This window comes from Streptomyces achromogenes (assembly GCF_030816715.1).
GTDB classification, from domain to species: domain Bacteria; phylum Actinomycetota; class Actinomycetes; order Streptomycetales; family Streptomycetaceae; genus Streptomyces; species Streptomyces achromogenes_A.
This window is the reverse complement of the sequence record NZ_JAUSYH010000001.1, coordinates 6,483,288-6,508,155: the sequence shown is the minus strand read 5'-3', so window position 1 is coordinate 6,508,155 and position 24,868 is coordinate 6,483,288. Positions and strand designations below refer to the sequence as shown.

20 protein-coding genes and 1 pseudogene are annotated in these 24,868 nt (G+C 69.9%); 8 read left to right on the top strand and 13 right to left on the bottom strand.

Annotated elements, in window-relative coordinates; all coding sequences use genetic code 11:
* Position 1 precedes the first annotated feature (1 nt).
* The 3 genes and pseudogenes from QF032_RS29195 to QF032_RS29185 all read left to right on the top strand — a co-directional run bounded on the left by QF032_RS29195 (position 2) and on the right by QF032_RS29185 (position 3,443).
* Positions 2 to 838 carry a carbohydrate ABC transporter permease gene (locus QF032_RS29195; RefSeq protein ID WP_307046569.1) on the top strand — a complete coding sequence of 279 codons (837 nt, stop codon included), beginning with the start codon at positions 2 to 4 and terminating at the stop codon, positions 836 to 838.
* Positions 839 to 865: 27 nt separating this feature from the next.
* Positions 866 to 1,051, top strand: a pseudogene (locus QF032_RS29190) (substrate-binding domain-containing protein); the annotation flags it as partial.
* A 175-nt stretch (positions 1,052 to 1,226) separates the two neighbouring features.
* Positions 1,227 to 3,443 (top strand): glycoside hydrolase family 3 N-terminal domain-containing protein, encoded by a 2,217-nt coding sequence (locus QF032_RS29185; RefSeq protein WP_307060410.1) that lies wholly within the window; start codon positions 1,227 to 1,229, stop codon positions 3,441 to 3,443.
* A gap of 340 nt (positions 3,444 to 3,783) precedes the next feature.
* On the opposite strand, the gene uppS is transcribed toward QF032_RS29185, so the two are convergent.
* From uppS to QF032_RS29170, 3 genes are read right to left on the bottom strand one after another with little or no spacing between them, the layout of a single operon-like run.
* Positions 3,784 to 5,604, bottom strand: a complete 1,821-nt coding sequence (uppS, locus tag QF032_RS29180; RefSeq protein ID WP_307058048.1) for a polyprenyl diphosphate synthase — start codon at positions 5,602 to 5,604, stop codon at positions 3,784 to 3,786.
* 16 nt (positions 5,605 to 5,620) lie between these two features.
* Positions 5,621 to 6,487, bottom strand: a complete 867-nt coding sequence (locus QF032_RS29175; RefSeq protein WP_307046566.1) for an ABC transporter permease — start codon at positions 6,485 to 6,487, stop codon at positions 5,621 to 5,623.
* Complete coding sequence (locus tag QF032_RS29170; RefSeq protein ID WP_307046565.1) at positions 6,484 to 7,092, bottom strand: ABC transporter ATP-binding protein; 609 nt, start codon at positions 7,090 to 7,092, stop codon at positions 6,484 to 6,486. The genes QF032_RS29175 and QF032_RS29170 overlap by 4 nt, the downstream gene beginning before the upstream one ends.
* Positions 7,093 to 7,897: 805 nt before the next feature.
* On the opposite strand from QF032_RS29170, the gene QF032_RS29165 reads away from it, so the two are divergent.
* A complete protein-coding gene (locus tag QF032_RS29165; RefSeq protein WP_030895169.1) occupies positions 7,898 to 8,266 on the top strand; it encodes a hypothetical protein in 369 nt (122 codons plus the stop codon).
* A gap of 421 nt (positions 8,267 to 8,687) precedes the next feature.
* Here QF032_RS29165 and QF032_RS29160 read toward each other — a convergent pair whose 3' ends face one another.
* The 4 genes from QF032_RS29160 to QF032_RS29145 form a co-directional block, all read right to left on the bottom strand.
* Positions 8,688 to 9,536, bottom strand: coding sequence for an RNA polymerase sigma factor SigF (locus tag QF032_RS29160; RefSeq protein ID WP_307046563.1), 849 nt, complete (start codon positions 9,534 to 9,536; stop codon positions 8,688 to 8,690).
* Between the two features lie 126 nt (positions 9,537 to 9,662).
* Positions 9,663 to 10,595 (bottom strand): anti-sigma factor RsbA family regulatory protein, encoded by a 933-nt coding sequence (locus QF032_RS29155; RefSeq protein ID WP_307058046.1) that lies wholly within the window; start codon positions 10,593 to 10,595, stop codon positions 9,663 to 9,665.
* On the bottom strand, positions 10,595 to 10,951 hold the full coding sequence (locus QF032_RS29150; RefSeq protein ID WP_307046559.1) for an STAS domain-containing protein: 357 nt from the start codon (positions 10,949 to 10,951) through the stop codon (positions 10,595 to 10,597). The genes QF032_RS29155 and QF032_RS29150 overlap by 1 nt, the downstream gene beginning before the upstream one ends.
* A 226-nt stretch (positions 10,952 to 11,177) precedes the next feature.
* Entirely contained in the window at positions 11,178 to 11,582 is a 405-nt protein-coding gene (locus QF032_RS29145) for an ATP-binding protein (protein ID WP_307058045.1), read from the bottom strand.
* A gap of 268 nt (positions 11,583 to 11,850) precedes the next feature.
* On the opposite strand from QF032_RS29145, the gene QF032_RS29140 reads away from it, so the two are divergent.
* Together QF032_RS29140 and QF032_RS29135 are read left to right on the top strand one after the other, a co-directional pair.
* Positions 11,851 to 12,381 (top strand): methanogen output domain 1-containing protein, encoded by a 531-nt coding sequence (locus QF032_RS29140; protein WP_307058043.1) that lies wholly within the window; start codon positions 11,851 to 11,853, stop codon positions 12,379 to 12,381.
* Positions 12,378 to 13,958 carry a SpoIIE family protein phosphatase gene (locus QF032_RS29135; protein WP_307058042.1) on the top strand — a complete coding sequence of 527 codons (1,581 nt, stop codon included), beginning with the start codon at positions 12,378 to 12,380 and terminating at the stop codon, positions 13,956 to 13,958. The genes QF032_RS29140 and QF032_RS29135 overlap by 4 nt, the downstream gene beginning before the upstream one ends.
* Before the next feature lie 560 nt (positions 13,959 to 14,518).
* Here the strand turns inward: QF032_RS29135 and QF032_RS29130 are convergent.
* On the bottom strand, positions 14,519 to 15,859 hold the full coding sequence (locus QF032_RS29130; RefSeq protein WP_307058040.1) for a class I SAM-dependent RNA methyltransferase: 1,341 nt from the start codon (positions 15,857 to 15,859) through the stop codon (positions 14,519 to 14,521).
* A 214-nt stretch (positions 15,860 to 16,073) separates the two neighbouring features.
* On the bottom strand, positions 16,074 to 18,179 hold the full coding sequence (locus tag QF032_RS29125; protein WP_307046549.1) for an APC family permease: 2,106 nt from the start codon (positions 18,177 to 18,179) through the stop codon (positions 16,074 to 16,076).
* A gap of 429 nt (positions 18,180 to 18,608) precedes the next feature.
* Between QF032_RS29125 and QF032_RS29120 the strand changes: the two genes are divergently transcribed.
* Entirely contained in the window at positions 18,609 to 19,280 is a 672-nt protein-coding gene (locus QF032_RS29120) for a potassium channel family protein (protein WP_057575491.1), read from the top strand.
* Complete coding sequence (locus QF032_RS29115; protein WP_307046547.1) at positions 19,277 to 19,954, top strand: potassium channel family protein; 678 nt, start codon at positions 19,277 to 19,279, stop codon at positions 19,952 to 19,954. The genes QF032_RS29120 and QF032_RS29115 overlap by 4 nt, the downstream gene beginning before the upstream one ends.
* Before the next feature lie 191 nt (positions 19,955 to 20,145).
* On the opposite strand, the gene QF032_RS29110 is transcribed toward QF032_RS29115, so the two are convergent.
* From QF032_RS29110 to QF032_RS29095, 4 genes are all read right to left on the bottom strand, one after another.
* Positions 20,146 to 20,931, bottom strand: coding sequence for a DUF3159 domain-containing protein (locus QF032_RS29110; protein WP_307058038.1), 786 nt, complete (start codon positions 20,929 to 20,931; stop codon positions 20,146 to 20,148).
* A gap of 3 nt (positions 20,932 to 20,934) precedes the next feature.
* Complete coding sequence (locus tag QF032_RS29105; protein ID WP_306948879.1) at positions 20,935 to 21,333, bottom strand: OB-fold nucleic acid binding domain-containing protein; 399 nt, start codon at positions 21,331 to 21,333, stop codon at positions 20,935 to 20,937.
* A gap of 181 nt (positions 21,334 to 21,514) precedes the next feature.
* Positions 21,515 to 22,228, bottom strand: coding sequence for a response regulator (locus tag QF032_RS29100; protein ID WP_307046543.1), 714 nt, complete (start codon positions 22,226 to 22,228; stop codon positions 21,515 to 21,517).
* Positions 22,222 to 24,771, bottom strand: coding sequence for a sensor histidine kinase (locus QF032_RS29095; RefSeq protein WP_307046540.1), 2,550 nt, complete (start codon positions 24,769 to 24,771; stop codon positions 22,222 to 22,224). The genes QF032_RS29100 and QF032_RS29095 overlap by 7 nt, the downstream gene beginning before the upstream one ends.
* Positions 24,772 to 24,868 lie beyond the last annotated feature (97 nt).

Genomic DNA, 24,868 nt, shown 5'->3' with positions numbered 1-24,868 from the left:
CATGACCCGCTCACCCCTGCGCCGCTTCCTCGACTACGCCGTCCTGAGCGTCCTGGCCTTCATCTTCGTCCTGCCCGTCCTCTACCTGTTCCTGGGCAGCTTCAAGCCCTCCGACGAAGTGCTCAACGGCCTGACCGGCTTCCTGCCCACCCACCTGTCCTTCACCAACTACCGTGCCGTCCTGGACAGCTTCGACTCCGACGCCACCGGCTACTTCTGGCGGTTCATGGGCATCTCACTGCTCCTGTCCGCCGTCGTGGTGCTCGGCGGACTGATCGTCAACTCCATGGCCGCCTACGGGCTTACCCGGCTGCGGTGGAAAGGCCAGAACACCGTCTTCACCCTCGTGCTGCTGCTGTTGCTCGTCCCGTTCGAAGCAGTGGCCGTCCCGCTGTTCTACATGTTCAACGACCAGCGCAACACCATCTACATCCAGGCCATCCCCTTCATCGCCCAAGCCTTCTCCATCTTCCAGTTCGCCACCTACTTCCGCGCGATCCCGCCCAGCATCGAGGAAGCCGCCCGCATCGACGGCGCCGGCCCCTGGCGCACCTTCTTCGCGATCGTCGTCCCGATGTCGAAGCCGGTGTACGCGTCGGTGGCGATCCTGACCTTCCTCGGCCAGTGGGGCTCCTTCCTCTGGCCCGTCCTGATGGTCTCCGACCCCTCAGTACGTCCCCTCCCGCTGCAGATGAGCGTCTTCCAGGGCCAGCAGCCCGTGGACTGGGGCCAGGTCCTCGCCTTCGGTGTCCTGCTGGTCCTGCCGGTGCTGATCGTCTTCACGTTCTTCCAGCGGTGGTTCGTGCAGGGCGTAGCCAGCTCCGCCGTAAAGGGCTGAGCCTGCTTTGACTGGTGTGTTGACGGTCGGGCCTTTCGGAGTCTGTACCGTCCGGCACTGACCACCGTCCGCCAACCGATGCGGGAAATGGGCGAGGCAGCGGCCCGTCTGCTGCTCAACCACGTGCGCAGATCGCCGGAGGCCGCCCCCTCACACATCATCCCCACCAGCCTCGTGATCCGTGGCTCGACGTCACAGCCGAGCCCGAACTGACGCGACGTCATCGCGAGGCGCACGTGATGGCAGAAGCACCCGCCGTCGCCGATCAACTCTCTGACCCTGTACGACTCATTTCCTGGAGAACACAGTGGGACAGCCGGTCCACCCTGCCACGTACCTGGATCCGGAAGCGGCCGTGGAATCGAGAACCGAGGACTTGCTGTCCCGGATGATCCTGCCGGAGAAGGTCGGGCAGTTGCTGATGCTCGACGCGCAACACGGAGACCTGGTGGACATCGTGTCGACCAAGCTGGCCGGGTCCGTTCTGCATGTGACTCCCGAGCGGATGCCCGAGGCCGTGGAAAGGGCCCAGCGGACACGGCTCGGTATTCCCCTGCTCACGGTCGACGACTGCATCCACGGCCACTCCTTCTGGCCGGGCGCGACCATCTTCCCGACCCAGCTCGGCATGGCCTGCACCTGGGATCCCTCTCTGATCCACCGGGTCGCCCGTGCGTCCGCGATCGAGATCTCGACGACCGGGATCCACGGGACGTTCTCCCCGGTGCTGTGCATCACCCGGGACCTGCGCTGGGGCCGGATCAACGAGACGTTCGGCGAGGACCCGTTCCTGATCGGTGAACTCGGGGCGGCGATGGTGCGCGGCTATCAGGGCGAGGGCCTTGGCGACCCGACCGCCGTGCTGGCGTACGCCAAGCACTTCGCGGGCTACTCCGAAACCCTGGGCGGGCGCGACGCGAGCGAAGCCGATCTCAGCCCGCGCAAGCTGCGCTCGTGGTTCCTGCCCCCCTTCGAGCAAGCGGTACGGGCCGGCTGCCGCGGCTTCATGCTCGGCTACCAGTCGATCGACGGGGTGCCCATCACCGCGAACCAGTGGCTGATCAACGATGTACTCAAAGGTGAGTGGGGCTTCACCGGCACGCTGGTGACCGACTGGGACAACGTCGGCCGGATGGTCTATGACCAGCGCACCTGCGCCGACTACGCCGAGGCATCGGCGGTCGCCGTCAACTCCGGGAACGACCTCATCATGGCCACGCCGCAGTTCTTCGAGGGCGCGCAGGAGGCGGTCGCCCGCGGCCTGGTCGACGAGAAACAGATCGATGACGCGGTACGGCGGGTTCTGCGGCTGAAGTTCGAGCTCGGGCTCTTCGAGGACCCCCGCGCCCCCGACCCGGAGCGGCAGGCGCAGGTGATCGGCTGCCGTCAACACGCCGACCTCAATCTCGAGACCGCCCGGCGCTCACTGGTGCTGCTGCGCAACGAGGGGATCCTGCCCCTCGACGGCGGGCTCAGCTCGAACGGAACCGGCCGCGCCGCGAGCCAGGGCCCACCGCGGACGATCGCGGTCATCGGCCCCAACGCCGACAGCCCGCAAGCCATGCTCGGCGACTGGGCAGGCGCCACCGGCCAGGTCCCGTGGATGCCCGACGGACATCCACGCGAGACGGTGGAGACGGTGCTCGACGGCCTGCGCGCCGTCGTCCCCGCCGACTGGACCATCACGCACGCCCGCGGAGCCGACATCGCAAGCCCCGCCTCCATGGGCGAGTGGTCCGTCGGGCCCGACGGCCAACCGCAGCCGCCCGTCTTCATCCCCGCCCCGGTCGACCAGGTACAGCTTCGGGAGGCCACCGCCGCCGCGGAGGCCGCCGACTACGCCGTCGTGGTCGTGGGGGACGCCATCGCCCTCACCGGTGAGCTGCGCTCCACAGCCACGCTCGACCTCCAAGGAGGTCAGATCGCGCTGCTGGACGCGGTCGCCGCCACCGGCACCCCCGTGATCGTCGTACTGGTCCAGTCGAAGCCGAGCACCCTCCCGGAGTCGGCTCTGAACGCGGCGGCACTCATCGAGGCGTTCAACCCGGGCATGTGCGGTGGCCGCGCCATCGCCGAGCTCCTCCTCGGACTCGTCGAACCCAGCGGCCGGCTCCCGGTCTCCTTCGCACGCCACGTCGGACAGCAGCCGGTCTTCTACAACCAGGTGCGAGGCCAGCACGGGAGCCGCTATGCGGATCTCACCCAGGACCCCCTGTTCGCGTTCGGCGAGGGCCTCACCTACACCACCGTCACCTACTCCGACCTCGTCGTGCACGATCCGGACGTCTCGGCCGACGGCACCGTCGACGCGACGGTGCGGCTCACCAACAGCGGCAGCCGCCCGGCCCGGGAAACGGTCCAGGCGTACATCAGCGACCTGACCACCAGCGTCACCTGGGCCGAGCAGGAGCTGAAGGGTTTCACCCAGGTCGAAATCCCTCCCGGCGAAAGCCTGGAGGTCAACGTCAGCATCCCTGCCTCGCGCTGCTCACTCGTCACGGCCGACAACCGGCGCGTGGTCGAACCAGGTGAGTTCGCCCTCCGTGTGGGCCCCAGCTCACGGCGGGAGCAGCAGCTGAGCGCGGGGTTCCGCATCCGGGTCTGAAGTTCCAATTTTGAGCGTCATCCGAGCGTCAAAATTCTGCATTTCGCATCGCCACGTCGCCCGCGAGAGTCGCGCCAGCCCTTGAAACTGCAGCTCAGACCGTTCTGCACAAGCGAACCTCAGTCGACGCATTCCGCGAGCGAAAACAGGTCGAACTGACCACCCGGAGTACAAAACAGCAGGTCAGACGCCCTTCTCGGTAGGCTCAAGGATAGCCACGCACTCCACGTGCGAAGTCATCGGAACAAGTCATGAAGAACGGGGCCAGAGAAACCCCAGGTCACGACCGCATTCCTACCCTCACTTCCCACGTCACAGGGGTCGGAGCGTCACACGAGCGTCACGACCTCCCACGCATTCCGTGCGTGGCACCGCCGTGGCGTCGTTGGCGTCGGCTGTATTCGGTGATGGCCTGCCACAGGTCACGCCGGTCGACGTCGGGCCAGTGGTCGGGGGTGAAGTACAACTCGGCATACGTGGTGTGCCAGGGAAGGAAGTTGGAGGTGCGTTGTTCGTTGCCGGTGCGCCACAGCAGGTCGACGTCCGGCATGTCGGGGTGGGGTAGGTGGCGGGCGAAGTCGTCTTCACCGATGAGGTGGGGGTCGATGGCGCCTGCACGGGTTGCCTGGGCGAGGGCTGCGGCTGTCCGTGTGATTTCGTCGCGGCCGCCGTAGTTGATGCAGACGGTGAGGGTGAGGCCGGTGCGGTTGCGGGTGCGGCGCTCCTCGCGCAGGAGGGCCTGGACGAGTTCGGCGGGCAGTTTGTCGGGGTGGCCCAACCAGCGCTGGCGTACGTCGAGGTTACGGATGGGTCCCTCGTCGAGGTCGCGTCGGATCGCTTCCAGGATCGTGGTGATCTCCTCGGTGTCGCGTTTCCAGTTCTCGGTGGAGAACGCGTAGAGGGTCAGGTGGCGTAGGCCGATCTCCAGGGCGCCGTAGACCATCTCGTGGGCGGCGGCGTTGCCGGCGCGGTGGCCTTCCGGGCGGGGCAGGCCGCGCTGCTCGGCCCAGCGGCCGTTGCCGTCCATGATGACCGCCACATGGGCGGGCATCCGGTCGGCCGCGATCCGCGGGGGCCGGGCGCCGTCGAGGTGCGCTGGTGGGGGCCGCAGGTTGGCGTCATCGGCTGCCGGGCTCGGCTCTCTCACGGTCACCGCGGGTTGTCGGGGTCCGGCCGCGGTGAGGGGCGTCAGGCTCCAGGCCAGGCCCGAGCGGAGACGGGCGGGGACGAGGATGCGGGTGCGAGTGACGAGGGAGGGGCGAGGGGCGCGCTGGAGCAGGGTGTGGCCTGCTGCGTCGACGGCATCGAGTTGGGCGCGCATCAGGCAGGCGGCCGTGTCGAGCACGGTGGCGGCGCCTGGGTGCATGCCTCTGGTCATCGCGGGTCTGGTCACCCACCGGCGGGCCAGACCCGTCAGCTCCCGGACCAAAGCCGCTGTGGCCGGGCTCCAGCTCCCTTGTCGCAGGTCGTCCTCAGCGCCGGGGAAGGCGTCCAGGGCCTCCTGCGGCAGGAGCAGGAGCCCTTGGGTGAGATCGGCGCTCAGGTCGGTGAGGATGTCGGTGAGCTGAGCACCGTCGATGAACCGCTTGTAGTCCTGCTGCCGGTCCAGCCGGAGCGTCATCGGCGCCCCGGCCTGTTCGAACAGGTGACGTACCTGGTCGACCCAGGGCACCAGTGCCTCGCACCATGCACGCCACTCGGCCCAGTCTGCGAAGCGACGGTCGTTGACGTCGTCGAGAGTGCTGGTCACGGCGCCTTGCAGGCTGGACAGGTCCAGGTGCCATCGCAGGGCGGTGTCCACCAGAGCGCGGCGGACCGGATCCGTGCTGGTGCCGGCCGCCAGGTCACATTGCAGGGCTTGGGTCCACGCTTGAACGCGAGCCTCCCGTTCGGCCTGTTGAGCGTCTCGCTGGTCGGCAAGATCGTCCAGGACGCTCGCTGCCGCCCACAAAGCCCAGCAGGGCGGGCGCAGCACGGCCGGCATCAGCTGGATGAGAGCGAAGATCCCGGGATCGTGCACCTGTGTGGTGCGCAGGCACAGCCGGTACGCGGCCCGCAGAAGAGGGTCTTCGCCGGTGGGCGGCCGGCGGGCGGGTCGCCGTCGCTGTGCCGGCAGAGCGGCGTCGAAGTCCGCCGTAGTGGAGTGCGTGGTGATGCGCATGTCGGGAGCCGGGACCTCAGTGTGCTTCCGTGTCGGACGCCTTGGCCGATGGGCTGGCGGTTCGGCGCGGTGCGGGAATGCCGGCCTCGCTGCCTCCCGGCCCGGTCGGCACGGTGAAGGCGGTCGGCAGGCAGTTGCGGGTGCTGTGACGGAAGCCCAGCAGGGCCACAAGGGCGGCCAGCCCGAACCAGGTGAGCTGTATGGCCAAATGTCCGGGGACCGGGCTGGTGGAGAATCCTGCCGCCGTACTGGCCTGCACGGCCCCGTACGACGGCAGGTAGCGCATGACCGGGTTGTCAGCCCCGGAACTCATGATGGGATTCTGCAGCGCGAGATCGATGATGCTGGTCATCACGATGGCGAACATCCCCTCGACCTCCCGGCGCAGCAGGGACCCGAAGCCGACTCCCAGAGCGCCGTATGTGAGTCCGGCGCAGAACAGGGAGGCGGCGAGCAGGAGAGGCTGGCGGGGGGTCCAGGCCAGGCAGATGACCGCGGTGGCATAAGCGGCCACCGCCGCCGAGACCAGAGCCAGAGCGGTGACTTTCGCCAGGACCAAGTGGGCGCGGGGGTAGCCGGCCATCGCCAGGCGGCGGTCGAAGCCGCTGCCGGAGAAGGCGGCGGCGAACATCATGAAACCGGTGATCAGGGTGACGGCGTTGAGCGCTCCGCTGATCGCGGTCAGTTCATTGCCGTGCGGGGCCAATGCTTCCCCGGTGGCGCGCAGCCGCATCCGGGCCGGGGCGTCCGGCATCGCCAGGTACGCCAGGGAGGTCCACACCGGGACGAACAGGATCACCAGAATCATGGCGAACCGGTTGCGGCCGTGCTCGAGGAGCGTGAACCGGGTGGCGACAGCGAAGCGGGTCAGGTGAAACCTCACGCGGCGGCCCCCGCCTTGTCCGCGCGCAGCATTCCGCTCTCCAGGCGCCACAGCTCGTCCAGGCGCTCGGTGTCGTACGCGAGGTGGGAGACGACCAGGACCGAGCGTCCCGCGTCCCGCAGCCGCTCGGCCAGATCCCAGAACCGCTGGTAGGTGTCCCAGTCGAAGCCCTGATACGGCTCGTCCAGCAACAGGACCTGCGGATCGTGCATGAGCGCCAGCGTCACGTTCAACTTCTGCCGCGTGCCGCCGCTGAGAACCCCGGCCCGCTCATCGGCGTACCCGGTGAAGCCCAGCACGTCCATGATCTCCTCGGCGTAGCGCACATCGGTGAGGCGGTAGGCCCTCTGGAAGAACGTCAGGTGCTGCCGGACGGTCAGCGCGTCATTGAGGACCACGTGCTGTGGGCAGTAGCCGAACCGGCCGCTGTGACGGACCGATCCATGCGTAGGCCGCAGTTCGCCAGACAGAACTTTCAGCAGCGTGGACTTGCCGGCACCGTTCTCCCCGACGATCCCGCACAGAGTTCCGGCCCGAAGCCGCAGGTCAACACCCCGCAAGACCACACGCCGGCGGTAGGCATGATGCACCTCCCTGATCTCCACGCCAGTGTCTTCCCCTCGTCATGCTGGACCGACCGTGACCGAATGGCCTAACGCTCGTGACGCGTCACAGTCACGGGGCCCATGCCGCCGGGCGTCGGCGCCAGGGGCATACACAGCACTTCGGACAGCCGAGCCCACCGCTCGATGCTGGGCGAACCCGTCCACGCCGCTTGCTCGACCGACGACCGGCGCGCGGGTCAGTCACCTGTGCTCGCCAGGATTCTGCGAACCGGCGCGCTGTGGCATGCGGGGTGGTCGAGGCCGAGGAGCAGCTGCTCGTCGGCCTCGACAAGGTAGACGCACCGGTGCATCGGTGATGCCTGACCGCAGGTCAGCGTCGGGCGCCGTGCAGGTCACCGTAATCACCCTGCCTGCACTCTCGTCCTGCGGGACCACGGGGCGCGGGAAGGGCGGTGGGTTGGAGGACGAGCAGCGCCAGGGCGCCGGTCGCTGCGGACCAGGTGACGGTGGAGACAGGGCTGCGCGCTTCGGCGGAGAGCAGCTTCACCGTGCCCAGGATGCGTGATCATCCACAACCAAGATCCGCTTCCGCAGCAGACCCTGAGCGCCGTCCGACGGCCGAAGGGACCAGCCGCTCCCTGGGGTGCAGCAGCGGGCATCCGGGAGCGCAGGAGCGGAGCGGATGATCTGGGCATGCTTGCACTACCCCCCAACTGGTGGTTTAGCCGCGGGAGTTGAGGGGGGATCTGAATGCGTCCCTAGCGTGGTTCGTGCCGTGGTCTGCGGGCTGCGGTGCGGCGTCGCTTCCCGCGGCACCGGAGCAGCGACAAGCAAGGGGCACTGAATGGCGAACTTCCAGACCGGCGAGATTCCCCCCGGCTTCGCGTTCACTGAGAGCGGCGGGCTCATCCACTACAAGTACGGCATCGTCCTGGCAGTCCCGGCGGCCAACCAGGCCGGCTGGTCGGGCGACATGTGGATCAGCTTCGGCTCCGCCTGGGGAGATGCAAAGATCAAGGTGAACTGGCACGACGGGTCCAACTGGAGCGCCGCCGTGGACCTGAACGTCACGCAGGCGGGCGGCCGGGTCCACAACGGCGCGAAGCTCCCGACGAGCACGCAGAAGATCGCCATCGGCCGCGTCAGGAAGAGCGCGAGCGACACCGAGGACGACATCCCGGTCAGCTGGCTGCTGCAAGTGGCCGAGGCGTGACCCAGGCAGCCCCTATGACCCGATGCCCGGTCCGGCCTGCTGGGCCGGACCGGGCATCGGGAGTGGTGGCCGTAGCGGCCGAGTTGAACTGGACCGGCTCGGACACCATGAAGCCACGCACCGCACTGGGGGACCTGACCCTCGCGATCGCTTCGGGCATCCTCAACGTCAACGGAAAGAAGGCATCATCGCCTCCCCGGGAAACTCGTCGGTGGCGCCCTTCCGAGGCAGTGCCAGGAACGCTGGTCACACGGTGGACGGGTATCCGCACGGTGCGCCCTCGTCTCCGAGAACGCGGCCGCATCCGAGCGACCCGAGCCGACGTAGTCGAACAGCCCACCTCGACGGCAGCGCAGTCGCCCGGTTCTGGCCGACGTCCATCGGCGGACTTTGCGGACCGGCGTCGCTTTTGCCGGTGGTCTCAGCGCTGAGTGAGCATGCCTTCGCGCAGGCGGCCCAGGGTCCGTGCCAGGAGTCGGGAGACGTGCATCTGGGACACGCCCAGGTGTTCGCCGATCTGGGCCTGGGTGAGTTCCTCCACGAACCGCATGTGGATGATCTGCCGGTCTCGCTCGTCGAGTTCGGCGAGGAGCGGGGCGAGGGTGTGGAAGTCCTCCACCAGTCCCAGCGCCTGGTCTTCGGCGCCGATGAAGTCCTGCAGAGCGCTCTCGCCGTCTTCGCTGCCGCCGATCGCGGCGTCCAGGGAGGAGGAGTTGTAGCCGTTGGCGGCAAGTCGGGCTTCCCGTACCTCGTCCTCGGGCAGGCTCATCAGCTCCGACAGTTCCTTGACCGTGGGGGTGCGGCCGAGCCGGCTGCGCAATTCCTCGGTGGCGCGGGCGAGCTGGACGCGGGCTTCCTGCAGCCGGCGCGGCACGTGTACGGCCCAGGTGGTGTCGCGGAAGAACCGCTTGATCTCGCCCACGATGTAGGGGATCGCGAAGGAAGTGAACTCCACTTCGCGCGTCAGCTCGAACCGGTCGATGGCCTTGATCAGGCCGATCATGCCGACCTGGACGATGTCCTCCATCTCCTCTGCGCCACGGCTGCGGAAACGGCCGGCCGCGTACCGGACCAGGGACATGTTCATCTCGATCAGTGTGCTGCGGGCGTAGCTGTACTCGGGCGTGCCCTCTTCCAGGACCGTCAGCTGTTCGAAGAACAGCTTGGAGAGCTGGCGAGCGTCTTTGGGCGCAACCCGGGAGGGGTCGGCGACCTCCGGCAGCTCGCTCGTTCGTGCGTCCAGTGCCGCCGGAATGCTCATGAGCGCCATGCTGTGCCCCTCCCAAAGTTCGAGCCGACCGCTACCGCCTGCAAAACGGCCGACGGCGCAGCGCCTACCCCGCCTTCCCGCACCTATACCCGTGCTGTGTTGAGCAGGCTCGCTACCTGGTCGTGGTCAGCCGGGCAGGTAGCAGCGAATGGTGGTGCCGTCGGGGCCGGTGTGGACACGGACGAGGTCGGCGAGTTGGTGGACCAGCAGGAGTCCGCGGCCGCCGGGCCGCGTGGGATTCGGCGGGCGACGGCCGGCCAGCGGATCGGTCAGCTGTCCGCAGTCGTGGACCTCGCAGACGATGCGGTCGCTCTCGGCCCAGATCCGCAGCGTCCCCGAGCCGGCGCCGTGGACGACGCTGTTGGTGGTCAGCTCCGCCACCGCGAGTTCCAGGTCGCCCAGGCTCACGCCGGACACGCCCAGGGCCCGCGCCCGGGACACGGCGAAGTCGCGAGTCTCGGGCAGTGTCGGTGCGGCGAAAGTACAGGCCGCAGCATCGAGTGGAGCGAGCAGGGGCTCGTTGTAGCGAGCAATGATCTCTTCGGGGCTGTAGGCGGTGGATTGCCTCTCACCGTCGGCGTCGATGACGACCGGGTGGGTCGCCAGGGCGTCACAGAGCGCTTGCTGCCTTAGTTGCCCAGCGTCGTAGGGACAGAGGATGGTCACCGCGCGCCCGGTGAAAGCGGCATTGATCAGCGCCTCGTGCTGGACGCACGCCGGGTACTCGTCGGCGGAACGACCCTGCCAGATCGGCTCGCCGATGATACGGACCCGGCGGGCGCCGGGTTGGGCGTCGGCGAACTTGCGCAGCACGTTGGCGATGATGCGGCCCGGGTTGCGGCCGGCCTGGGTCATGTCGATGAAACGGACCTGTGCCGCTCGCTCACCGAGCCCCTCGCGGATCAGCTTCAAACGATCCGGCGGAGCTGCGACGGCCGCGGGCTCACCGGCGTCCAGCCCTTCCCGCAGGAAGGGAACCGTTCCCGCGACGTACTGGTCGGTCCCCTCGTAGAAGAGCGCCGGGTGCACGAACGGCTCGTGCGAGGGCACTGTGGTCATCACGCAGCCACCTCGATCACGGTAAGCCCGGGCCAGAAGAGTTCGAGGATGCGCGGCAGCTGCGCCGGAGGTCGGTGAAGTACGATCCGCTGTCCCTCGGGGAGACGCTGGGCGGTGACCGCAAGGTCCGTCACGCCGGCCACATCCACGAATCGCACCCGGGACAGATCCACGTGATGCACGTCCGTGCCACGCTCGACCAGTTGCTGCAACGCCTGCTGCCAGACCGTCCTTGTGTTCATGCTGATCTCCCCGATCGCCCCCAGCCCCGAACTGTCGGGCAACGGATCGATCTGCAGTACCGCCTCACGTGGCGGCGCGGCGGAGGGCCCGCCCACGCCAGGTGCGACATCCACGCTTTTGCCCCCAGTTCCCCGGGCTCGGCCGCACGGCGGCTCATATCGATCGCCGTGAACGATACCCGGCAGCCACGGCGGACGCCCCTTCCGGCCACGCGAGGGAATCGGGCCGGGCCTGACCTGCGCGGGTCCCGATGACGTGAGCTGGTGGAGCTCGTGCGACCGAGTACGTGTCCTCCTGTAGCGGCGCCCATGCCGACTCAGGCTTGGCGGGAGGGCGAGCTCAGGGAGCGAGACTGAGTTCCGCCCAGACCGTTTTGCCGGGGTGGCGCGGGGTGACGCCCCAGCGGTGCGCGAGCCGTTCGAGGAGCTGCATGCCGAAGCCGCCGGGCTCGGTGTTCTTGGTGGCACGCATGCGCGGCCAGCGGTCGCTGTCATCGCTGACCGCGATGCGCAGCAGCCGGCCGTTCCAGGTGAGCCGGATCATGGGTGGGCCGACGCCGTGGCGGATGGCATTGGTGATCAGTTCCGAGACGAGCAGTTCGGCGGTCTGGATCACCCGGTGCTGGTGCAGCGGACCGCCGAAACCTTCCACGCAGTCGCGGACCCAGTGCCGGGCGGCCGCGATGCTCGCCGTGACAGCGGGGAAACGCGACTCGCAGGATGGGACGGTCGGTTCACTGTTCACGAGGTTCCTCCAGCCTTGGTGGCGGCCCTGCTCTGCCGCCGGCTGGCGCTGCGTACAGCCGGTCGCAGTCGTCTGTCGGGTTACCCCTGCCTGCCTGGTGAACCATCTGTGTCCGTCGGGCGACGGGCTGATCCTGTGAAGGGTTGATCGCCGCTGTCGACGGGACTGGTGGTGACGGGCTGGAGTGCGCTGGCAGAATCATTGCCGCACACGACATGAGGCCACGCCGGTCGCGCTGCCACCGGGGCCCGAGGACGAGGGAGCCGGCATGGAACAGATTTCGGATGTGGAGATTCCGCTGGACCGTGATGTGTTCCTGCGCACTCTGGTGCGTGAGTTGGCGACGTCGCTGGAGTCGGTGATCGGTCTGGAGGAGGCGTCCGGCTACGTCAGCCTGGTGGGGCAGGCCGTCGGCACGCAGATCGACGAGATGTACCTCAAGGCACTGGGAACCGACCGTCTCACAGGTGAGCAGGTCGCCGAGGCGCTGGTGGACCTCAAGCGCCGTATCAAAGGTGACTTCTACGTCATCGAGCACGACGAGACGAAGATCGTGCTGGGCAACCGGGTGTGCCCGTTCGCGGAGAAGGTGGTGGGCCGGGAGTCGATGTGCATGATGACGTCCAACGTCTTCGGCACCGTCGCCGCCCGCAATCTGGGCTACGCGCGGGTGGAGTTGGAGGAGACCATCGCGCGCGGCGACGCGGGCTGCCGGGTGGTGGTGCACCTGGTGCCCGACGTGGATGTCGAGACGGTGAATGGCCGTGAGTACTTCGGCGACCGGGCTGTGGCTCCATGACCCTTGGCCTCTTCCGGGCCATCACCAGACCGCTGCCCCATCCGGTGCTGTTGTGCGGGGCCGACGGCCGCGTGCTGGCCGCCAACCCGGCTGCCCGCCGCTGTGACGACCGGCTGCGCCCGGGCGCCAGCGTGTTCGATCTACGGCCGGACGACACCCCGCAGCTGCGTCAGCAGTTGGCTGTGTGGCTGCGCAGCGGCAGTCCCGTGCCCGGCGGGCTGGTCCTCAAGGACGCCGACGGCCGCACGCGGCGCTTCCGCTGTCACGGGGCGCGGGCCACGTGGTGGGACGGCCCGCAGCCGGCCGTGCAGCTGCATCTCGTCGAGGCCGGGGCGTCGGACCGGTTCGTCGTGCTCAGCCAGCAGGTGGAGGCGCTGAACCGGGAGGTGGCCTTCCGCCGGGCCACGGAAGTGGACCGGGCGCGGCTGCTGGCCGCCGAACAGGCCGCCCGTGCCCGGTTGCAGCGCCTGTACGACCTGACCGCCGCCCTGGCCGGAGCGATCACTCTCGCGGAGGTCTCCCGCGCTGTCAGCGAGGTGGCGCCGGCAGCCCTGGGGGCCACCGCGGCGGAGCTCTATCTGCACTCGTCACGGCTGGTACCGCCCCTACAGCCGGAGGACAACGGCCTTCCGGTCGGCGCGGGCGGCTGGACCGACCTGGACCGGCCCTCTTCCTCGGACGGCCCGCTCACTCGTGAAGCCGCGGACGCGGTTCCCCTGGCCCTGTCCCTGGAGGCGGACGGCGTCCACCTGGGCATGCTGATCGTCTACGGCTCGCTCAGCGCCACCGCTCCCGAGCATGTGACAGCGGTCGCCCAGCAGATCGCCCAGGCTCTGCGCCGGGCCGGGCTGCACGAGCACGAGCACCGGGTCGCCGAACGCCTGCAGCTCAGTCTGCTGCCCCAGCTGCCACAGCTGCCCGGTCTGGAGTCGGCCACCTGCTACGCCCCGGGCAGTGACCTGCTCTCGGTCGGCGGCGACTGGTACGACGTCTACGACGTGGACTCCGATCACATCGGCCTGAGCATCGGCGACGTCGCCGGTCACGGACTGCGCGAAGCGACCGTCATGGCACAGATCACCGCCGCCCTGCGCAACATCGTGCCGCGCTGCGGCACCGACCCCGCCGCCGTCCTGGACGAGCTCAACACCTTCCTGGGCCGCTACCATCCGAACCGCATGGCCACCGCCTGCTACCTGGTCTTCGATCGCCGGACACGCACCCTGACCTACGCCAGGGCAGGCCATCCGCCGCCGCTGCTCATCCACTCCGACGGCACCAGCGCCTACCTCGACCACGCCACTTCCCCGCCTCTCGGCCCCGTCCGGAACGTCCGCTACCGGCAGGCCGACACCACCGTGACCGAGACCGACACCCTGCTGCTGTACACCGACGGCCTGATCGAGCGCCGTCGCGAGGACCTCGCCATAGGAATGGAAAGGCTGACCGAGTTCGCCCGCACCACCAGCAGCCTGAGCATCACCGAGCTGTGCGACCGGTTCCTGCACCACCAGCCCGAAGCGGCGTTCCCCGACGACCGCGCCCTGCTCGCCGCCCGCTTCCCCTCACCCTCCTGAGCGCGCCTCCGCTCAGCGACAGCAGGGCAGAGGGGCGCCGAGGACGGCGTGAGCCCTTGCCCCCGGCAGGCCGGTGCCTGGCAGAACGAGAACGCTCAGCGCCGTCGACGCACTCCCTGGCCTCCTGAGCCGCCATGCCGACCAGTGTCTTCCGGCGCCTTCCGTCGTCAGCCGACGGCGACGGGCCGCCCCTCGACGAGGCGGCCGGTGGATCTCGCCCCTGTCCTGTGGCGGGCGGAGGCCGCCCCGACGGGGAGCGGGCCGGCTGCCCCGACGCGGGACAGAGCAGTCGCAGACGAGTGGGCCGGGGCCAGTCATGACCAGGCAGCCCGCGTGCCACCCACCTGATGGGCCGTCGGAAGCAGCGTCAAATGAGCGTCGGGACGGTTTCCCCTACACCTCCACGGACCGAGGAAAACGCGTCCGTCACCTCCCGAGACGTCCCACGAAGCCGCAGGTCAGACCCACCCCCCGGCACCAGGACACGTTCCACATCGTCCATGTCGGGGAACACGTCGAGCGCACCCGAACGCGCCTCAGCAAACTGCGAAATCTGCAGGTCAGAGCCCCTTTGTGGCAGGCTCGAGAATTGCCACGCACTCCACGTGATGCGTCATCGGGAACAGGTCGAACGCGCGCAGTGTCCGCAACCGGTATCCGCCGTCCCGGAAGTAGGCCACGTCCCGGGCCAGCGCGGCGGGGTCGCACGCCACGTAGGCGATCTTCCGCGCGCCCAGCGACGACAGGTGCTCCACCGTCTTCTTGCCCGCTCCCGCGCGCGGCGGGTCCAGGACGATGAGGTCGACCTCGGTGATCCCGGTCCGCGGCAGGACGCTCTCGACCTTGCCCTGCTCGATCCGCACCCTCTCGAAGCCGGCGAGGTTGTGCCGGGCGTCCTCGACGGCGCGCTTGCCGGACTCGATGCCGAGGACCGCGCCCTTGTCGCCGAGGCGGTCGGCGAGTGCTCCGGCGAAGAGGCCGACGCCGCAGTACAGGTCGAGCGCCATGTCGCCCTTGCGCGGCAGCAGGCCCTGCATGACGGCCTTGACGAGGGTGTCGGCGGCCTGCGGGTGGACCTGCCAGAAGCCGCCGCTGCCGACGCGGTGGGTGCGGCCGTCGGCCCGCTCCCGCACGAACCCGCGGCCGTGGACGCGGTGGATGCCGCCGTCGTGCTCCTCGACCCGCATGACGGAGACGGGCCTGTCGAGCTCGACGAGGGGAAGGCGGGCGCCGGGCCGGGGTTCGAGGATCACCATGCGGTCCTGGGAGCCGGTCGCGGCGATGGCGTCGACGGAGGCCATGCCGGACCAGTCGCGCTCCTCGATGCCCAGCTCGCTGACGCCCTGCGCCGCGATCATGCAGTGCTCGATCGGCTCGACCTCGTGCGAGCGGTGGCGCCGCAGGCCGGCGTTGCCGTCGGCGTCCACCGCGTACTGCACGCGGGTCCGCCACTGGGGCACCTGGCCCGCCGGGAGTTTGTCGCCCTCGGCCGGCATCACGGTGCCGTCCCAGCCGGCCTCCTCGGGCGTGAGGCCCGCGAGCCGCTGCAGCTGCTCGGCGATGACCTCGCCCTTGAGGCGGCGCTGGGCGCCGGGCTTGGCGTGCTGCCAGTCGCAGCCGCCGCAGCGGCCGGGACCGGCGTACGGGCAGGGAGCCTCGACCCGGTCCTTGGACGCCTCCAGGACCTGCACGGCGTCCGCCCGCAGGAAACGCGCGCCCTCCTCGCCCTCCGTCACCCGGGCCACCACCCGCTCGCCGGGCAGCGTGTGCCGGACGAACAGGACCTGACCGGCCTCTGTCCGGGCGATGCAGTGGCCGCCGTGGGCGACGGGGCCGATCTCGACCTCGTACTCCTGCCCGACGAGCGACACCGCCTGCGAATTCTTCGGTTCTGCCTGCATGGCGGGGTGACTCCACAACGTCGAACGAGGAACGGCCGGACAACAGCCCACCAGTCTACGTGGCTGTGGTCCGGCCGTTCACCACGCGCCGGGACGCGGGGACGCCGGGGCAGCGAGGCGCGGAGGCGCGGAGGCGCGGAGGCGCGGAGGCGCGGAGGCGCGGAGGCACCAGCATGCGGGGACGCCGGGACGCGGGGTCCTGGCGGCACGAGGGTCAGTTGTTCGCGTCCGGCCCCGAGGAGCTCTCGGCACTGCCGGGATCCGGCCGGCCGCGGGGAGCCGACGGCTCCTTCGGCCGGCCCTCCTGGAGGGGACCGCGCCGCACCGAACCGGGAGCGTTCCACTCCGAGCGCCTGCGGGCCCTCTTCTTCGCCGCCTCGGACGACTGGAGCTGGTACGGGACGGACGTGACCATGACGCCCGGCGTGAACAGCAGCCGGCCCTTCAGCCGCAGGGCGCTCTGGTTGTGCAGCAGGTGCTCGTACCAGTGGCCGACGACGTACTCCGGGATGATCACCGACACCGCGTCGCGCGGCGATTCCTGGCGCAGGCTCTTGACGTATTCGATGACCGGCCGGGTGACCTCGCGGTAGGGCGAGTCCAGGACCTTCAGCGGTACGTCGATCCCGCGCCGCTCCCACTCGTCGCGCAGCGTCTTCGTCTCGGCCGGGTCGACGTTGACGGTCAGCGCCTCCAGGGTGTCGGAGCGCATCAGCTTGGCGTAGGCGAGGGCGCGCAGCGTCGGCCGGTGGATCTTGGAGATCAGCAGCACCGAGTGGACGCGCGAGGGCCTGACCGTGTCGTCGCTGGGGCCCTCGGGGGCGGCGATCTCCGCGGAGACGCCGTCGTAGTGGCGGCGGATCGCGGTCATCGTCCCGTAGAAGATCACCATGCCGAGCAGCGCGACCCAGGCTCCGTGCGTGAACTTGGTGCCGAGGACGACGACCAGGACCAGGCCGGTGAAGAAGGCGCCGAAGGTGTTGATCGCCCGCGAGCGGACCATGTGACGGCGCTTGACCTGGTCGGTCTCCGTGGCCAGGAGCCGGTTCCAGTGCCTGACCATGCCGGTCTGGCTGAGCGTGAACGACACGAACACGCCGACGATGTACAGCTGGATCAGCCGGGTGGAGTCGGCGCCGTAGATGACGACCAGCAGGGTGGCCGCGCCCGCGAGCAGCACGATGCCGTTGGAGAAGGCGAGGCGGTCGCCGCGGGTGTGCAGCTGGCGGGGGAGGTAGCGGTCCTGGGCGAGGATCGAGCCGAGCACCGGGAAGCCGTTGTAGGCGGTGTTCGCCGCCAGGAACAGCACCAGGGCGGTGGCCGCGGCGAGCACGATGAACAGGAAGCTGCCCTTGCCGAAGACGGCCTCGGCGACCTGGGTGATCACCGGGTTCTGGACGTACCCGGAGCCGACGGCGACGCCGTTGTGCAGCAGGTCGGCGGCCGGGTTCTCGGCCATCCGGACGTCGGTCACCAGCGCCAGGACGATGATCCCGCAGAACATGGTGACGGCCAGCAGGCCCATCGCCGCGAGCGTGCTCGCCGCGTTCTTCGACTTGGGCTTGCGGAAGGCGGGGACGCCGTTGGAGATCGCCTCCACGCCGGTGAGCGCCGCACAGCCGGAGGAGAAGGCGCGCAGCAGCAGGAAGACCAGGGCGAAACCGGCCAGGCCCTGGTGCTCGGCCTTGATCGTGTACTCGGCGGTCGGCGCCCGCATGGTGTCGCCGAGCACCACCCCGCGGAAGGCGCCCCAGGCGATCATGATGAAGACGCCCGCGACGAACACGTAGGTCGGGATGGCGAAGAGCTTGCCGGACTCCTTGACGCCGCGCAGGTTCATCAGCGTCAGCAACACGATCACGGCGACCGCGCAGGCCACCTTGTGTTCGACGACGAACGGGATCGCGGAGCCGAGGTTCTCGATGCCGGAGGCGATGGAGACGGCCACCGTGAGGACGTAGTCGACGAGCAGCGCGCTCGCGACGGTCAGGCCCGCCTTGGGGCCGAGGTTGGTGGTGGCCACCTCGTAGTCGCCACCGCCGCTCGGGTAGGCGTGGACGTTCTGCCGGTAGGAGGCGACCACCGTGAACATCAGCACGACGACCGCGAGGGCGATCCACGGGCTGAAGTGGTAGGCCGACACGCCCGCGATGGACAGGACCAGCAGTACCTCCCCAGGCGCGTAGGCCACGGAGGACAGCGGGTCGGAAGCGAAGACGGGCAGAGCGATGCGCTTCGGCAGGAGCGTTTCTCCGAGCCGATCACTACGCAGTGCGCGCCCGATCAGAATCCGTTTGGGCACGTCGGTCAGTTTGGACACAACAGAGGATCGTAGGCCTTCGAACACGGGACCGCCCACCCTCCCCCGGGCGCGGCGGGCCGACGGCGTGGCGCATCTGCCTCCCGGGTGAAATCGGCCGGTCGGCGGCTGCGGGTTGCACGGCCGCGTCGGTCGCCATGTCTATATGACAATCCCCCGCCCACTGTCGCCCCTCGGAGGGTCCATGCACACGACCGCGGAGCTCATCGGCGCCGTAGGAGCCTTGGCAGGCCTGGGAGTTCTTACCTTCCTGAGTCTGTGGAGCATCAGCCGGCGCTGATCCCGCTCGCCCGGACGCGCGCATACGGTGCACGGGGGTGCCCTGCGACGACCGTGCCTGTGTAGCTTGGGCGGCGGTCTGAGACCCTGTTCCCAGCCAGGCCAGAAATTTATGGACTTCTTTACTTCTTGACCCTCGGAAGGACGGTCGTGCACATCGTCATCATGGGCTGCGGCAGAGTGGGTTCCGCTCTCGCGCAGACCCTGGAGCAACAGGGGCACACGGTCGCCGTGATCGATCAGGACCCCACCGCCTTCCGACGACTGGGCTCCGGTTTCGGCGGCCGTCGGGTCACCGGGGTCGGCTTCGACCAGGACACCCTGCGCGAGGCGGGCATCGAGGAGGCCGGCGCGTTCGCGGCCGTCTCCAGCGGCGACAACTCGAACATCATCGCCGCCCGGGTGGCCCGTGAGATGTTCGGCATCGAGAACGTCGCGGCCCGCATCTACGACCCGCGCCGCGCGGAGGTCTACCAGCGCCTGGGCATTCCCACCGTCGCCACCGTCCGCTGGACGGCCGACCAGATGCTGCGCCGGCTGCTGCCGTCGGGCGCCGAGCCGCTGTGGCGCGATCCCACCGGGGGCGTCCAACTGGCCGAGGTGCACGCCGCCGCGTCCTGGGTCGGCCACAAGATCAGCACGATGCAGGAGGAGACGGGCGTCCGCGTGGCGTTCCTGACCCGGCTCGGCGAGGCCATTCTGCCCAGCTCGCAGACGGTCCTCCAGGAGGGCGACCTGGTGCACGTGATGCTGCGCACCGACGAGGTCGAAAAGGTCGAGGCGTCGTTCGCCGAAGGCCCGAAGGAGGACGGTCACCGATGAGGGTCGCCATTGCCGGAGCCGGCGCCGTCGGCCGTTCGATCGCCGGCGAGCTGCTGGAGAACGGCCACGAGGTCCTCCTCGTGGACAAGGCGCCGACCGCCATCTCGGTCGAGCGCGTCCCCCAGGCGGAGTGGCTGCTGGCCGACGCCTGCGAGATCACCTCACTGGACGAGGCGGCCCTGCAGCGCTGCAACGTCGTCATCGCCGCGACCGGCGACGACAAGGTCAACCTGGTCGTCTCGCTGCTGGCCAAGACGGAGTACGGCGTCCCGCGCGTCGTGGCCCGGGTCAACAACCCGAAGAACGAGTGGCTCTTCAACGAGTCCTGGGGCGTCGACGTGGCCGTGTCCACCCCGCGCCTGATGTCGGCCCTGGTCGAGGAGGCCGTGAGCGTCGGTGATCTGGTGCGTCTGCTGCGCTTCAGCCACGGCGACGCCAACCTCGTCGAACTGACGCTCCCGGAGGAGTCGGCCCTGGCCGGCACCCAGGTCGGCGACGTGGAGTGGCCGGAGGACACCTCGCTGGTCACCATCATCCGCGGCACCCGGGTTCTCACCCCGACCCGGGAGGACTCCCTGGAGCCGGGCGACGAACTGCTCTTCGTCGCCGCCCAGGCGCGGGAGGAACAGCTCGAGGACCTGCTGTCCGTCCGCAAGGACGACCCGGCCGACTGAGCCGGCGAAGGGTGACGACCGTGGGGGGTGCCCGGGAAGACTCCGGGCACCCCCCACGCAGTTTCGCGTCGCCTCTTTCAGCGCCGGTCGGCATCCTTCAGGCCGTCCGGCATCTGAGGACCAGGCCCGTTCAAGGCCGAAGCGGGGTCCGGGGGCGCAGGCCCCCGGGGATGGTCACCCCGACACGGGAACTACCCCTCCCGACGGTGCCGCCCGCCGATCTCTGCCGCCGACTCCGACTCCGACGCCTCCGCGGCGGCCGCGGCCTTCTCCTCCGCCTCCATCTCCGCGAACACGTCGATCGGCGCGGGTGCCTTCGCGAGGAAGACCCAGGTCAGCCAGACGGCCAGCAGGAACGGCGGGATCTTCAGGGCGACCAGCACCCAGCCGAGCTGGGCGGTATCGGCCCACCAGTACAGCGGGAAGAGGATCGCGCACTTCGCGAGCAGGATCAGCCCCCACGCCCAGCTGGCCTTGGCGTAGGCCTTCTTACGCCCGGGGTTGCGGGTCCGCCAGGAGAGGTTCTCCTTGAAGACCGGGCCGAGGATCAGACCGATCAGCGGCACCCCGCACAGCGTCGTGATGATGTACGCGAGCGCCAGCCCCAGCGTGTAGAGCATGCCCGGCAGGTAGAAGGCCTTGGCGTTGCCGGTCATCATCGCGAAGACCACGCCGAAGGCGACGCCGAAGACCCCGCTGAACGCGTGCTTGACGGTGTCCTTCATCGCCAGGCGGACCACGACCAGGACCAGCGACACCGCGAGCGCGGCGATCGCGGACATGTGCAGGTCCTTGTTGATCGTGAAGATCGTGACGAAGACCAGGCCGGGCACCACCGTCTCGACCATGCCGCGGATCCCGCCGAACGCCTCGAACAACGCGGCCTCCGTCACCGCCCGGGCGTCGGCCGCGGCGGTGTCCTCCGCGGTCGGATGCTCCACGGTCGTGTCTTCGGTCGGCTTGTCGAGCGACGTCACCGGCTACTCCCTACCCAGGGGTCTCAGTTCGTACTTGGGGTTGAACAGCACCCGGCGGCCCCGGCTCATGGAGACCCGGCCCGATGCGATGAGCCTGCGTCCCGGCTCGATGCCCACGATGGAGCGCCGGCCCAGCCACACCACGTCGAGCGCGGCGCTGCCGTCGAACAGCTCGGCCTCGAGGGCCGGGACTCCGGCGCGCGGCCGCAGGGTGACCGTGCGCAAGGTACCAGTAACCGTGACGATCTGTCGGTCCTGACAGTCGCCTATCCGCGTGCAGCCGGCCGTCTCGGTGTCCTCGCGCAGCTCCTCGGACTCCAGGTCCTCCTGCGACGAGGAGAGCCGGTCGAGCATGCGCCGGAACCGGCCCACCGGCTTTTCGGAACGAGGGACAGCACTCATGTCTGAAGGGTACCGGGGCGCCCCCTCCGACCCGCAGCCACCGCCGTACCCCCGCCTCGGCCCCCGCCGCACCCCGCTCCGGCCGCCGCCGTACCCTCACTCCGGCCACCGCCGCGCCCTGCGCCCGCCACCGCCGGCCATCGTCCAGCACGTGGCCGCGCGGCGTCCGCCCGACCCGTCTTCAGCGCTCGAACCGGTAGCCCATCCCGGGTTCCGTGTGGAAGTGCCTGGGGTGCGAGGGATCCGCCTCGAGCTTGCGTCTGAGCTGCGCCATGTACACCCGCAGATAGTTGGTCTCCGTCCCGTACGACGGCCCCCACACCTCCTGCAGCAGCTGTTTCTGGCTGACCAGACGACCGGTGTTGCGCACCAGCACCTCCAGCAGATGCCACTCCGTGGGTGTCAGCCGGACGTCCTTCCCGGCCCGGTTGACCTTCTTGGCGACCAGGTCGACGGTGAATTCGTGGGTCTCCACCAGCATCTCGTCCTCGCCGGCTGCGGGTTCGGCGCGGCGCACGGCGGCCCGCAGCCTCGCCAGCAGCTCGTCCATGCCGAAGGGCTTGGTGACGTAGTCGTCGGCGCCGGCGTCGAGCGCCTCGACCTTCTCGTCCGAGGAGTGCCGGGCGGACAGCACCAGGATCGGCGCCCGGGTCCAGCCGCGCAGCCCCTTGATCACCTCCACGCCGTCCAGGTCCGGCAGTCCGAGGTCGAGGACGACCACGTCGGGGTGGCAGGCGGATGCGAGCCGGAGGGCGGTGGCGCCGTCATGGGCCGTGTCGACCTCGTATCCGCGGGCCTTGAGGTTGATCACGAGGGCGCGCACGATCTGCGGCTCGTCGTCCACGACGAGCACCCTCGTGGATGCCTGGGGTGTCCCCCCGGCCTGGCTCAGCATGAGGTCCGCCTTTCGGGTCGTACGGGTTGCTGCTCGGGGCGCGGGCCGGCCGCGCGGAGGGTGAGGACCATGGTGAGCCCGCCGGCGGGGGTGTCCTCGGCTTCGAGGGTGCCGCCCATGGCCTCCGCGAAGCCCCGCGCGACCGCGAGGCCGAGCCCCACCCCGGTGCCGCGCGGGGCGTCGCCGTACCGCTGGAAGGGCGCGAAGATCCGCTCCTTGGCCTCGTCGGGGACGCCCGGCCCGCGGTCCACGACCCGCACCTCGACACGGTCGGACACCGCACCGGCGGAGACCAGGACGCGCGCGCCCGCCGGGCTGTACTTGACCGCGTTCTCCACCAGGTTGGCGACCGACCGCTCCAGCAGGCCCGGGTCGACGGCGACCATGGGCAGCGTCTCCGGGATGTCCAGTTCCACGCTCCGCTCCGGCTCGGGCACCCCGCCGAGCGCCATCGGCACCACCTCGTCGAGGTCGGTCTCCCGGATGATCGGCGTGACCGTGCCGGTCTGCAGGCGCGACATGTCCAGCAGGTTGCCCACCAGGTGGTCGAGGCGGTCCGCGCCCTCCTCGATGCCCGCCAGCAGCTCCGCCCGGTCCTCCGGCGACCACGCGACGTCCGGGGAGCGGAGGCTGGAGACCGCCGCCTTGATCCCGGCCAGCGGGGTGCGCAGGTCATGGCTGACGGCGGCCAGCAGGGCCGTGCGGATGCGGTTGCCCTCGGCCAGCGCGCGGGCCTGTTCGGCCTCCTCCCGCAGGCGCCGCCGGTCCAGCACGACGACCGCCTGCGCCGCGAAGGCGGCCAGCACCCGCCGGTCCTCGGCGGGCAGCACCCGCCCGGTGAGCGCGAGCGCCAGGTGGTCGCCGACGGGCACGTCCACGTCGGCCTCCTCGGGCCGCTCGACCGGTCTGCCCGCGCCGACGTGGCCCGCACGGGTCCACGGCGCCCGGTCGTCCGCCCGCTCCAGCAGTGCCGCCGACTCCATGGCGAAGGTCTCGCGCACCCGCTCCAGCAGCGCCTCCAGGCTGGTCTCGCCCCGCAGCACGTTGCCCGCCAGATGGGAGAGGATCTCGGACTCGGCCCGCAGCCGGGCCGCCTGGTGCGTACGCCGGGCGGCCAGATCCACCACCGAGGCCACCGACACCGCCACCCCGACGAAGACCACGAGGGCGACGAAGTTCTTCGGGTCGGCGATCGTCCACCGGTGCAGGGGCGGTGTGTAGAAGTAGTTCAGCAGGAGCGAGCCCACGGCCGCGGACGCCAGGGCGGGCAGCAGACCGCCGACCAGCGCCGCCGCCACGGTCACGGCCAGGAACAGCAGCATGTCGTTGGCGAGGCCGAGGTGGACGGTGTTGAGCAGCAGCGCCGCGAGCGCCGGTCCCGCCACGCCGACGCACCAGCCCCAGGCGATCCGGGTCCGCCCGAGCCGGGCGCCCCGGGCCACCGGCAGCCCGCGCCCCTTGGCGACCTCCTCGTGGGTGACGATGTGCACGTCGAGGTCGGTCCCCGACTCCCGGGCGACCGTCGCGCCGACGCCGGGCCCGAAGACGTACTGCCAGGTCTTGCGGCGGGAGGAGCCGAGCACGATCTGGGTGGCGTTGACCCCGCGGGCGAAGTCCAGCAGCGCGGCCGGCACGTCCTCGCCGACCACGTGGTGGAAGGTGCCGCCGAGGTCCTCCACCAGGGTGCGCTGGAGCGCCAGCTCCTTCGGGGATGCAGAGGTCAGTCCGTCGCCGCGGGCGATGTGGACGGCCAGCACCTCACCGCCGGCGCCCTTCTCCGCCAGTCTCGCCGCCCGCCGGATGAGGGTGTGTCCCTCCGGGCCGCCGGTCAGCCCGACCACGATCCGCTCGCGCGAGCCCCAGATCGCCGACACCCGGTGGTCGCGGCGGTACTGCTTCAGATACGCGTCGGCCCGGTCGGCGACCCACAGCAGGGCCAGCTCCCGCAGGGCGGTGAGGTTGCCGGGCCGGAAGCAGTTGGACAGGGCGGCGTCGACCTCGTCCGGCCGGTAGACGTTGCCGTGCGCCATCCGCCGGCGCAGCGCCTGCGGCGACATGTCCACCAGTTCGATCTCGTCGGCGCGCCACACGAACTCGTCGGGCACCGTCTCCCGCTGCCGGGCGCCCGTGATCGACTCCACGACGTCACCGAGGGACTCCAGGTGCTGGATGTCCACCGTGGAGACCACGTCGACGCCGGCGGCGAGCAGTTCCTCCACGTCCTGCCAGCGTTCGACGTTGCGCGAGCCCGGGATGTTGGCGTGGGCGAGCTCGTCCACCAGGGCGACCTGCGGGGCACGGGCGAGGACCGCGTCCACGTCCATCTCGGAGAAGGAGCCGCCGCGGTACTCCAGCTCCCGGCGCGGGGTCTGCTCCAGACCGTGCAGCAGTTCCTCGGTGCGCTGCCGGCCGTGGTGCTCGACGTACGCCGCCACGCAGTCCGTGCCGCGCTCCAGCCGCCGGTGCGCTTCGCAGAGCATGGCGTACGTCTTGCCCACGCCCGGCGCCGCACCGAGGTAGATCCGAAGCTTGCCGCGTGCCATGGCCTCACTGTCTTCCGCTGAAACTGCGCGTGCAGCGTCGACCTTACGGCCAACGGTCCCGACAAATGGGATGATCCGACAGGTGCGGGACGCCGTT